Here is an 11,974-nt window from a genome sequence, read left to right as displayed (position 1 = left end):
AGGCACCTAAGAAAGAAAAGAAAAAGTATATTCCTCCAATGGATCATCCATGGAGAAAATCCATCTTTGCGAATTTTGCCACAAAACAAAAGCACCGTTGTGGTGCTAATGTTTGATTATTTTTGGGACATTATCAATTTCGGTTGACACAAAAAAATCAGAGTTCATTAAGAACCTTGATTAGGAGAAAATCTCCTTTAAATACGGTTTGTTTTTTCTGTAATGTTACGCATTCGTTCCTTTAATGAATCATTAAAGGAATTCTTATCTAAACGCCACATCCAGTTATTACCTAAAGTATTAGGTTTATTCATACGTGCTGTATTATCAAGCTTTAAGTAATCCTGCATTGGTACAATGCACTTATCACTTACACTTGCCATAATACAATCAATACTCATATCCACTAATACAGTGTCATCATCACCATCATAGTGTAGATAGTCTTTCAACATCTGTCTTTCTTCAGGTAAAATATTTTTAAGCCATCCGATCATTGTTTCATTATCATGAGTTCCAGTATAAACAACTGAATTTTCTGTATAGTTGTGAGGTAGGTAGTTGCTTGTACCAGAAGAATCACGTGAATCAAATGCGAATTCAAATAGCTTCATACCTGGATAACCACAATCAGCGACCATCTGTTTAACTGTATCAGTCAAATAACCTAAGTCTTCTGCAATAACATTTATCTTACCTAAAGACTCTTCAACTGTCTTAAATAAGTCGTAGCCTGGACCTTTTTCCCAATGTCCATTTCTCGCAGTTGTATCACCATAAGGAATTGAGAAATATTCATCAAAACCTCTAAAATGGTCAATACGTACAATATCGTAAGCTTTCTTGCAATATGCAATTCTCTGAATCCACCATGCATAACCAGTTTCCTTATGTTTCTTCCAGTCATAAAGTGGATTACCCCAAAGCTGTCCATCAGCAGAGAAACCATCAGGTGGTACACCTGCAACTGCAGTAGGTTTTACTTCAGGATCTAGCTGGAATAATTCTGGCTGTCCCCATACATCAGATGAATCATATGCAACATAGATAGGAATATCACCAATGATTTCTACCCCTTTACTATTCGCATAATCCTTTAATGCATACCATTGTTTCCATACATAGTACTGTAAGAACTTATGGTAATTAATATCATCACTTAGTTCATTGCGTTTCTCGGTAAGGGACGCATCATTTCTTAAACGTAATTCTAAAGGCCAATTTTCCCAGCCTTGGTTATCATAAGATGCTTTTATTGCCATAAATAATGCATAATCTTCTAGCCACCATGCATTGTCCTTACAGTAAGCTTTAAAATCTTCATTATCAGTAATATGTGAATTCTCATAAGCTTTCTTTAATAATGCATATCTATTTTCATAGAGATAAGAATAATCAACATAATCACTGTTTATATCTGCCTCTGGTAGATCTTCTTCCTTTAAATAACCACATTTCACAAACTCATCTAAAGAAATAAAATATGGATTACCTGCAAAAGTAGAGAATGACTGATAAGGTGAATCACCATAACCAGTAATACCTAAAGGAAGAATCTGCCAATATGTTTGTTTAGCTTCTACAAGATCATCTACAAACTTATAAGCAGCTTCATCAAAACAACCAATACCATACTTACTAGGTAAAGATGATACGGATAATAACACACCACTTTTTCTCATAAACTATCCTCCATAAATAATCCAAAATGATCAGAAACTACATCTTCATGTGTACCATCAAATACAACATGATGGCTTTTTACATGTTCTTTTTTATTACACCAGATATAATCAATACGCATACCATCTACTGCTTCATCCCATCCGTCTATTTTACCCTGAGCAGTAAAACGACCTTGGACATCATCCGCTAAGTCACGTGTATCAAACCATCCATCTTCTTTAATAGTCTCATAACTTTGGTTTGGAATAATATCAGGTGCATTGAAATCTCCTGCTAAGTAAACAGAGACTTCTTTATTCGCCACAACATTGAGCTTATGCCATTGGTTGATGAAAGGTTCCTCATCATCCTTCCACCATCCTAAATGGACTGTATAAACCCAAAAATGTGTGTTTTCTTTTACTATTTCTACTCCAAGAGAATTACGTTTCTTCCAGAACGTATAATCATTGGTTTGCGTCAATAAAGTATTTTCACTATTCACAATTGGGTACTTAGAGAAGATGGCTACACCTTCATCAAACTTACCATAACCTACTTTAACTGGTATATAGTTCCAATTGTATTGATCACCAAGTAATTGGCTTAGTCCAAGTGCATAATTGTCTTCTTTAATAATGTCTCTACCGACATAAGATCTGTCGGTAGAAATACTTTTTGCAGTCATACTTTGATTGACTTCTTGTAAACAAATGACATCAACATCATAATTTAGAATAAAATTCGCAATTGTCTGGAGCTTATTCTTTTCATCACATTCGCTTAGTGAATGTGTGTTAAGTGTCATAAGCTTCATTTTCTTTTTCCTCCTTTTAATAAGGTTATGTCTTACTTCCTTTTTCTTACAAATTCTATTTTAATGATTGTAAACACTTACACAATAGATTTTATGCAACAAAATAGCGTATTTACGCATATAATATGCAAATGTTAGCGCAACGCAACAATAATAAGTATAATAAAAGTGAGGTGATTTAAATGAGTATCACAATTAAAGATATCGCGAAAAAAGCAGGTGTATCTCCATCTACTGTATCTCGTACAATTAATAATCATTATTCTATTAGTGAAGAAACGAAAGAAAAAGTACGTAAAGTAATGGATGAACTCGGTTATGTGTATGATAAATCACATATTAAGAAACATGATGTTGGTGTCGTCTTTCCACGTTCTATGGTAGATGTCTATGAAAATCCATTCTATCTAGAAATAGTAAGAGGAATTAGTTATATGTGTAATAAAGGGCGTTATAGTCTTCATATTATTACTGGTGCCGATACGAGAGAAATGAAGACAAGTATGGAAATTGCGGATTGTGAAGGATATATCTTCCTAAATACGAAAATTGAATCTTCTGTGACAGACTATCTAAGAGAACGTATGATTCCTTATATTATGATTGGTAAACCACCAATGAATTCCATTACATCAGTCAGTGTAGATACAGATAATATCCAGGCAGGCTATGAGGCAGTGAAATACTTATTAAAAAAAGGACATCAAAAGATCGGTTATATTGGTGAAAAAAAAGATGTACAATATTCTATAGATCGACGTCTTGGTTATATACAAGCTTTATCCGAAGCAGGCTATGAAATAAAAGAAGACTATATTAAGAATCTTTCTTCGAGCTATTCCTATAACCCCAATGAAATACTTGAATTATTAAGAAGTGATGACTGTCCGAGTGCCTTTGTGGTATGTGATGATATTTATGCAGTCATTATGGTTAGACTAATTACTGAAGTAGGAAAGAAAGTGCCTGATGATATTTCTATTGTGAGCTTTAATAATTCTATCTTTGCACGTTTCTCAGAACCACCACTGACTTCTATTGATGTAAGCCCAAATCAGTTAGGCATGGAAGCAGTTGTCCAGCTTATTAAACATATAGAAACACCTACCATGTTTGCAACACGCTCAATTGTGCCATTCACAAAACGTTAATTTATACGTTTATTCAGAGAAATTCAAAAAACTCAAATCGATATTTCAATTTGGGTTTTTTTGTAAAATGAAAATGAGTACAATGTTTACTATGCTTTGAAATGAACTTGCATATTAAAATATGTAATGCTCTAATTTGATCGCAAATTAGAGAACAATTGCATCAAAACGAAAAGGTAAGGATGGGAGAGATCCTTACCTTTTCTAACTTTTAGAGTTAGTTGTTTTGAAAAACAAAACATTTATGAATATAATATAATTCAATACCTTTGTGCGAATTTAGTTTTATTATTTTCCAGCTACGCAACCACTATCAACAGGAAGTACAACACCGTTTATAAAAGATGATGCATCTTCACATAAGAATACTGCAGCATTAGCAATATCTTCTGGCTTTCCTAAATGACCACTTGGATTTGATTCTTCTGCTTGTTTATAAGCATCGGGAGCGATTTCTTTGAGTGAATTTACTAATTCAGTTTCGATAGTTCCTGGTGCGATAGCATTAATAGTAATATTAGATGTTGCATAATCAAGAGCAGCTGCTTTTGTAACACCCACAACACCATGCTTAGCTGCACAATAAACTGAGTTTCCTTTGATTCCTAATAATCCAGCACCAGATGTCGTATTGACAATACGCCCAAAACCATTTTCTTTCATTATTTTTATTTCTTCAATCATACAATTTGTAACAGCAATTAAACAAATTCCAATTACTTTATTAACTTCTTCACTGGTACATTCATCAAGTGGCTTTGCTGGAATACCAAATCCTGCATTATTCATAGCATAATCTAATTTTCCAAATTGTTCTTTTATCCATACATAGGCATTTTTGATTTCATCAATATCAAATAAATTTACATGTTTATAAACAACCTTTTTTCCTTGATCACATAATTCTTTTGCTAAAGTTTCTCCTTTGTCATCCTGAACATCAAAAATAATAACTTGGCAACCTCTATCAGCAAACATACGAACCATACCTTTTCCAATTCCACTTGCTCCACCAGTAACTAATACAACACGATTTTCCATTTTTCTACCTCCAAATATTTGATTATATATAAATTATAATTTATGGAGTAACTCTATAGTCAAGGATGGCTTATTTATCTAATTTAGGTACATTATCTTCTAAAAATACACAAAATTGAAGAAATAAATCTTGTATGATATAATTTTATATCAATAAAACATTGGACTAACTTTAATGTTAAGGAGATCATATTATGAAAATTAGTGAAGCTGCTAAATTGTTAGGCATATCTACAGATACAATACGTTATTATGAAAAAGAAGGAGTGATTTATCCAAAAAGAATAAGTCAAAACAACTATCGTGATTTAGATAATAAAGATGTTATTTCATTATTAGCATGTTTATATAATCGAAAGATAGGGTATTCTATGAAAGAATCAGTAGAGTATGTTGAAGGTATACCTGTTTCTAAAGTAACGGATATTTTAAATAATAAAATTTGTGAATTAGAATCAGAAGTAAAGGAAACTAAAAATCTTATAGATTATTTAACAACTTTAAAGGTTGAGTCAGAAACAGATTTTTATAATATTGGGAACTATTGGATCACTGTTGAACCTAAATGTTATTTATTACCTTATGCGAAAATTTCTCAATCAGAATTTTGTTTTACTAAAGATGATCCAAGATATTATGCAAAATTATTTGAATATCTCCCATTCATTAGTCAAGCACAAGTAACAGATGTAAAACAATATGATTCTTCACAAAGTGTAACAGAGTGGTTTTTTGTGATACCCGAAATTATTTATAATCAACTTCCTCAAGAATTTTTAAAAGATGCAAGAGTTATGCCAAGACAACATTGTTTAAATACAGTTGTTATTAATGAGAACTGGGAATATCCAAATACTGAAATTTTTAAAGATATATCTATTTATTTGAAAAAACGTAATATTAAATCTTGTGGAATTGCGACAGCAACTTATCCAAATTACTATTTTCAAGAGAACGGTAAAAAAGTACGTTATGCAAAAGTTAAAGTACCTATAGAATTGAAATAAATAGTTGAATAGAGAATATGAAAAATATGTAGACTTTATAAAAGTGTGCATATTTCTTTTTTTGTTTTATAATATGAATATATTTAGAAAAGGAGAAATTTTATGAAAAAGAAATATGAGGTTCTTTTTTATATTGATAAATTATCTACAAAAAAAGATCAAAACGATCCCTCTAAAATGGTGTTTTCAACAAAAGAATTAGCAAGTCATTTAAATATTCAACGTTCTAATTTATCAGCTATTTTGAATGAATTAGTTAGAGAAAATAAATTAGAAAAAATAGCTGGGAGACCGGTACTTTATAAAATACATAATAAATTAGATGAAGACGATTCTATATTTAATCAACTAATAGGATTTAATGGAAGCCTTGCTAAGTCTATTCAAGATATTAAATCAACACTTTTATATCCTGGTAAAAAACCGGTTATTTTATTGTCAGGGGAAAGTGGTACAGGTAAAAGTTTACTTGCTAAAAAAATATATGAATTTTCTAAAGAAAAAGGCCTAATTAATGAAAATGGTCAATTAGTGAAACTAAATTGTAAATACTTTATGAATGATGAAACTATGATTAAGAATTTATTTATTGATTATGGAAAAGCTGCTTTAGAAAAGGCGAAAAACGGAATGATTTATTTTGATAATGTTCATTTAATACCAGAAAAATATAAATCAATTATATATGATTTAATTGAAATGAGTTCACTAAAAGAAAATAACTTTATGGTTGTTTTGTCATCGGATTGCTTTAATGAAAATGATTTAAAAAGTAATGCTCTCGATAATATATCAATAAAAATTGATTTGCCTTCTTTAGATAAAAGAGGATTGGTTGAAAGGATGGAATTAGTTCAGGGATGTTTTAAAAAAGAAGCAAGAAAAATAGATAAGTCGATTGTTATAGAACCTGAAACATTAGAATGCTTATTACTTTATCATTGTAAAAATAATATAAAACAACTTGTAAACGATATTTCTAGTGCATGTTCACATGCTTTTTTGAAAAATTTAGATAATAATTCAAATGTCTATGTCTATCTTGATGATTTTCCAATCTATGTAAAAAAAGGCTTTATTTTTTATAAAGAAAAATCGACAGAGATAAATAGACTTATTTCACATGATTTTTTATATTATTATTCAAAAGATTCTATTGAAAAAATAAAAATAAAGGAAAGTACTTCTGCTGTTTATGAACATCTTGAAAAACAAGATACATCATTAGTTGATAAATCCCTTTTGTTAAAAAATAAATACAATCAATTAATATCAAGTTATAGACAATACATTGATAAAGAGAAAATAAATGAATTGAATATTAGTAAATATATTCCACAAGAAATTATAGATATTGTAAAAGAATTCTTAGATAGTTCATCACAAAAATTAAAACGAGTTTTCCCGCAAGAAGTCTTTATTGTTTTATCTCTTCATTTAACAAAAATAATAAATAATAAGCAAAATGAACAAATTAATTTTGATTTAAATCAAATAGTAAATAAATATCAAGAAGAATATATACTAAGTTTAAAATTAATAGAACATTTAGAAAAGAAATATAAAATAGATATACCGTTAGATGAAGCAATAACTATTGTTTTGATTTTACTTTTGAATCAATTAACAGAAAGCGAAAATAAACCTGTATTGTTAATTGCTATGCATGGAAAAAATGTAGCAAGTTCGCTTACTGGTGTTGTTAAACAAATGTCAAATAGTGATAGTGTTTATTCATATGATCTTTTATTAGAAAAGAAAATGCAAATGGCTTATGAAGAAATGAAATCATTGATTGAAAAAATTAATAGAGGTAAAGGTGTATTACTTATCTATGACATGGGTTCTGTAAAAATTATGGGTAAATTGATTTCTAAAGAAACAGGTATAGATATCCGCTTTATTGCTGCACCTTCCACAATGATTGCTTTAGAAACCGTAAAAAAGATGAGCAGCAATGATGATTTAGATGATATTATGTCTGAATTAGAACAAAGTTATCAACATTATTTTCCATCAATTGTTGAAAACTATCATCGACAAAAAAAGAAAAATGTTATTATCACTTTATGTATGAATGGCGAAGGTGGTGCTATACAAATAAAAAAATACCTAGAAGATTCATTAGAATTACAAGATATTGATATTGTTCCATTATCAATGAATAATCATAAAGAATTATTGTTTAAAATTAATGAATTGAGAAAATCGTATAATATTTTATGTACAATGGGATCATTTGATCCTCAATTATATGGCATTAAATTTATATCTGTAACTCAATTATTTAATACACCATTAGATAAATTATCACTATTAATTTCAAGTTCTAATCAAGACATTGTCATTAAAAAGAAAATAAAATATTCATTAATATTTAAAAATATTGAAAAACAAGCACCGAATATTGATATTGATATCTTGAAAAAAGTATTACCAGAATTTATTCAAGAATTAGATTGTCAATATCAATTATCCTATGATAAAAAGATAGGTCTTATTATGCATCTTAGTGGTGTTATCTGTAGCTTGGTTGATAATGCACCGATTCCTAAAAAATATAATTATAAAAATATAATTTCAACACATAAAAAAACATACGAATATTTATATGATTTAGTAGAAATGATAGAAGAACCTTTTCATATTCAATTTTCTGATTCTGATATTGCAAGTTTAATTACGATTATTAAAGAAATTTAATACTTATTTTAATAGCTTATTGTAAAGTAAGCTATTTTTTATTTATTAGTGTATAAAGTGTATAAAAAATATTTAAGAGTAATAAAAAGATAAATAATTTTATTGCTTGTAAATAAACAGTTTAACGAAGAAAATAAATGATAAAGAAGAAAAAGTGTATAAATGAAAGGAAAAGAGATAAAATATGCTATTTGAATAAAAAGCGGTTCCATTTTATACTAAAGTTGCTAAGTAAAAAGGAACAAATGATCGATCAAATATTCAATTTACTTGATATTAGCAAATTTAAAGAGAGGGAAGATTTATGAAAATATTATTAATGTGTGCTAATGGTTTATCAACTGGTATTTTAATGAATAAGATGAATCAATGGGCAGAACAAAATAACGAAGATTTAGAAGTTAAAGCAATTCCAATTGATGATTATTTAAGTGTTTATAAAGATTATGATGTCTTATTAGTGGGACCACAAATGAGATATAAAATTAAAGATGTTCAAAAAGCAGTAACTGATCGACCTTCAGCTGTTATTAATCCTTCAGATTATGCTTTAGGGAATGTTGAAAATATTATAAAAGAAGTAAAAAGAATGATAAAGGAGGGAAAGTAAATGGATAAGTTTATGCACTTTGTTGAAGATAAAATGTCTCCAATCGCTGATAAGTTAGGTGAACAAAGACATTTATCTGCAATGCAAAAAGGTTTTATGACAGTATTACCATTAATCTTTGTTGGGGCAGTATTTATGGTTATTGCTAATCCACCAGTAACTGCAGACATGGTTAAATCTGGTGGTGTTTGGTCAATTTTTTCTGGATGGTTTAATTTTGCTACTAAGTATAAAATGGCTATTTTAGTTCCATACAATATGTCAATGGGATTATTAGCATTAGCAGTTACCTTTGTTATTGCTGATAATTTAGCAACTTCATATTCAATGAAAGGTATTACTAATGGTTTAACTGCACTTGTTGTTTTTCTATTAGTTGCAGCACCAGCAAATTATTTAGCTTTAGCGGATGGAACAACTCCATTATTAATGAATTGTACATATTTAGGTGCACAAGGATTATTTACTGCTATTATTGTTGCTTTATTAACAGTAGAAATCACAAGATTTTGTGAAATACACAATATTACAATTCGTTTGCCAGAAATTTGTCCTCCAGCATTAACAAATTCGTTTAGAACAATTGTACCTATGGTTATCAATGTTTCTATATTCTATATTTTAAGTTTATTAAGTAGTAATTATTTAGGAATGTCAATTCCAGCGCTTATTGAAAAAGTTTTAGCAACACCAGTTGCAGCAGTTAACTCTGTTCCTGGTTCAATATTCTTATGTGCATTTATGTTGTTATTATGGTGTTGTGGAGTGCATGGACAAATGGTTACTATGGCACTTACTGCTCCAATTACAACAGCAGCTTTTACAGCAAATGCAGCATTAGTTGCAAAAGGACAAGCACCAATTTTTCATCCTATCTTTATGACATTAGGTATTGGTTTTTTAGGAGGAACAGGAAATACTCTTGGACTATGTATTTTATCTTGTTGGAAAGCAAAATCACAACAATTAAAAGCTTTTGGGAAAGCGACAATTGTGCCTAGTATTTTTAGAATTTCAGAACCAGCATTATTTGGAGCACCAATTATGTTTAACCCTGTATTAATGCTTCCTTTTATTGTTAATGGATTAATCGTATCTATTCTTTATTGGTTAGCATGTTCATTTGGTTTATTGACAGCACCTTATTTATTAATTAGTGGGACTTATCCTGTTTTCCTAAGTCTATTTGTTTATTGTTTAGACTGGAGAGTGTTTATTTTTATTGCTTTAATGATTCTATTAACATTAGCTATTTGGTATCCATTCTTTGTAGCTTATGATCATTCTTTATGCAAGAAAGAAGAAGCTGCAAAATTAGCTGAGGAGGAAGCATAAAGTGAGAACCTTACCAAAAGATTTCTTATGGGGTGGAGCAATAGCTGCTAATCAAGTAGAAGGTGGCTATAATGAAGATGGTAGAGGTCTTGCTAACATGGATGTAGTTCCAAATGGAAAAAATCGTTTTCAATATATGTTTGGAAATGTACAAGATTTATCTTTTAAAGAAGATGAAAAATATCCGGTTTTAAATGGGATAGATTTCTATCATCGTTATAAAGAAGATATTGCATTATTTGCGGAAATGGGATTTAAGGTTTTAAGATTATCTATTTCATGGTCAAGAATATTTCCTCGAGGGGATGAAGAAAGACCGAATGAAAAAGGATTACAATTTTATGATGATGTTTTTAAAGAATTAAAAAAATATCACATTGAACCTTTAGTAACGATTTCTCATTACGATTTTCCACTTTATTTAGTAAAAGAATATGGTGGTTTTAAAAGTAGAAAAATGGTTGATTTCTATAAGAAATATGCAACAGTTTTATTTAAAAGATATAAAGGTATTGTACATTATTGGCTTACCTTTAATGAAATTAATGATACATTAATTTTGCCTTATTTATCAGCAGGTGTTGTTATTGATCCAAATGAAGATAAAGAACAACAGTTATATAATGCAGCTCATCATATTTTATTAGCAAGTGCGTGGGCAGTAAAAATTGGTCATGAAATTGATCCAACAAATAAAATTGGGAATATGTTTGCAGGAGGTACATGGTATCCATATACATGTCATCCTCAAGATGTATTTGCAACAATTACAAAAAATAGAGATGCATTCTTTTTCTGTGATGTACAGGCGAGAGGGTACTATCCATCATATAAATTAAGAGAATTAGAAAGAAAAGGAATAACTATTCCATTTGAAGATGATGATAAAGAAATTCTTAAAAATAATACGATTGATTTTCTTTCATTTTCATATTATGCAACACATGTTGTTAGTGGTGACGAAAAACTCAATGAAGAGATTAAAAATAATCCCCTTGCTACTTTAAAAAATCCGTACTTAGGTGAAATTTTATATAAAAGACAAGATGATCCAATGGGTTTACGTAATACATTGAATATGTATTATGATCGTTATCAAAAACCATTATTTATTGTTGAAAATGGTACAGGAACAAATGAAGTATATGTCGAAGGTAAAGAAATCAATGATGAAAGACATATTGAGTATTATCGAGAACATATTAAAGCATTAAAGAATGCTGTTATTATAGATGGCGTTGATTTAATGGGATATACAACATGGGGATGCATTGATTTATTAAGTGCTTCATCTTGTCAAATGTCAAAAAGATATGGATTTATTTATGTAGATTTAGATGATGAAGGCCATGGAACGATGAATAGATATCGAAAAAAATCGTTTTATTGGTATAAAAAAGTCATTGAAACAAATGGCGAAGATCTAGATTAGTTTTATAATTTTTCTTCCTTAATAGTATATAAAACTGAATAATAGAGGATATCATACGAATAAGTATGATATTTTCTTTATATAAAAGCATTTAATTTACAGGATAAGTTTTAAATAGTATATTTGAGTAGCTTTTGTAACGAAACTTGTATGCTGATTATTCGCTCGTAATTGCACTAGCAGTCGCAGACCTATGCACCACCCCTGTCGCAT

9 protein-coding genes are annotated in these 11,974 nt (G+C 29.4%); 6 read left to right on the top strand and 3 right to left on the bottom strand.

Going from position 1 to position 11,974, the window contains the following annotated elements; genetic code table 11:
- Positions 1-197: 197 nt before the first annotated feature.
- Positions 198-1,682: a 4-alpha-glucanotransferase gene (gene malQ / locus DW269_RS10920; protein WP_117459899.1), complete on the bottom strand. Its 1,485-nt coding sequence runs from the start codon at positions 1,680-1,682 to the stop codon at positions 198-200.
- Positions 1,679-2,482 carry an endonuclease/exonuclease/phosphatase family protein gene (locus tag DW269_RS10915; RefSeq protein WP_117459897.1) on the bottom strand — a complete coding sequence of 268 codons (804 nt, stop codon included), beginning with the start codon at positions 2,480-2,482 and terminating at the stop codon, positions 1,679-1,681. Before DW269_RS10915 ends, malQ begins: the two co-directional genes overlap by 4 nt.
- A 182-nt stretch (positions 2,483-2,664) precedes the next feature.
- Between DW269_RS10915 and DW269_RS10910 the strand changes: the two genes are divergently transcribed.
- A complete protein-coding gene (locus tag DW269_RS10910; RefSeq protein WP_117459896.1) occupies positions 2,665-3,633 on the top strand; it encodes a LacI family DNA-binding transcriptional regulator in 969 nt (322 codons plus the stop codon).
- Positions 3,634-3,921: 288 nt separating this feature from the next.
- Here the strand turns inward: DW269_RS10910 and DW269_RS10905 are convergent, their stop codons facing one another.
- Positions 3,922-4,674, bottom strand: a complete 753-nt coding sequence (locus DW269_RS10905) for an SDR family NAD(P)-dependent oxidoreductase (protein ID WP_117459894.1) — start codon at positions 4,672-4,674, stop codon at positions 3,922-3,924.
- Positions 4,675-4,868: 194 nt separating this feature from the next.
- On the opposite strand from DW269_RS10905, the gene DW269_RS10900 reads away from it, so the two are divergent.
- The 5 genes from DW269_RS10900 to DW269_RS10880 all read left to right on the top strand — a co-directional run bounded on the left by DW269_RS10900 (position 4,869) and on the right by DW269_RS10880 (position 11,761).
- Positions 4,869-5,681, top strand: coding sequence for a MerR family transcriptional regulator (locus DW269_RS10900; protein WP_117459891.1), 813 nt, complete (start codon positions 4,869-4,871; stop codon positions 5,679-5,681).
- Between the two features lie 102 nt (positions 5,682-5,783).
- A complete protein-coding gene (locus DW269_RS10895; RefSeq protein ID WP_117459888.1) occupies positions 5,784-8,384 on the top strand; it encodes a PRD domain-containing protein in 2,601 nt (866 codons plus the stop codon).
- Between the two features lie 304 nt (positions 8,385-8,688).
- Positions 8,689-8,994, top strand: a complete 306-nt coding sequence (locus tag DW269_RS10890) for a PTS sugar transporter subunit IIB (RefSeq protein ID WP_032090807.1) — start codon at positions 8,689-8,691, stop codon at positions 8,992-8,994.
- Positions 8,995-10,329 (top strand): PTS sugar transporter subunit IIC, encoded by a 1,335-nt coding sequence (locus DW269_RS10885; protein WP_117459886.1) that lies wholly within the window; start codon positions 8,995-8,997, stop codon positions 10,327-10,329.
- A 1-nt stretch (position 10,330) separates the two neighbouring features.
- The gene (locus DW269_RS10880) at positions 10,331-11,761 is read left to right on the top strand and encodes a 6-phospho-beta-glucosidase (protein WP_117459883.1); all 1,431 of its coding nucleotides are present in this window, start codon (positions 10,331-10,333) and stop codon (positions 11,759-11,761) included.
- Positions 11,762-11,974: the final 213 nt, after the last annotated feature.

The sequence above is a fragment of the Catenibacterium sp. AM22-6LB genome (assembly GCF_003435615.1).
In the GTDB taxonomy this organism is placed as follows: Bacteria; Bacillota_I; Bacilli_A; order Erysipelotrichales; family Coprobacillaceae; genus Catenibacterium; species Catenibacterium mitsuoka_A.
This window is presented reverse-complemented; position numbering and strand designations above follow the sequence as displayed.

Excerpts from the sequence above, each read along its gene's own strand:
- DW269_RS10895 (WP_117459888.1), top strand. The coding sequence starts at position 5,784 with ATGAAAAAGAAATATGAGGTTCTTTTTTATATTGATAAATTATCTACA.
- DW269_RS10900 (WP_117459891.1), top strand. The coding sequence starts at position 4,869 with ATGAAAATTAGTGAAGCTGCTAAATTGTTAGGCATATCTACAGATACA.
- DW269_RS10890 (WP_032090807.1), top strand. The coding sequence starts at position 8,689 with ATGAAAATATTATTAATGTGTGCTAATGGTTTATCAACTGGTATTTTA.
- DW269_RS10885 (WP_117459886.1), top strand. The coding sequence starts at position 8,995 with ATGGATAAGTTTATGCACTTTGTTGAAGATAAAATGTCTCCAATCGCT.
- DW269_RS10905 (WP_117459894.1), bottom strand. The coding sequence starts at position 4,674 with ATGGAAAATCGTGTTGTATTAGTTACTGGTGGAGCAAGTGGAATTGGA.
- DW269_RS10910 (WP_117459896.1), top strand. The coding sequence starts at position 2,665 with ATGAGTATCACAATTAAAGATATCGCGAAAAAAGCAGGTGTATCTCCA.
- DW269_RS10915 (WP_117459897.1), bottom strand. The coding sequence starts at position 2,482 with ATGAAGCTTATGACACTTAACACACATTCACTAAGCGAATGTGATGAA.
- malQ (WP_117459899.1), bottom strand. The coding sequence starts at position 1,682 with ATGAGAAAAAGTGGTGTGTTATTATCCGTATCATCTTTACCTAGTAAG.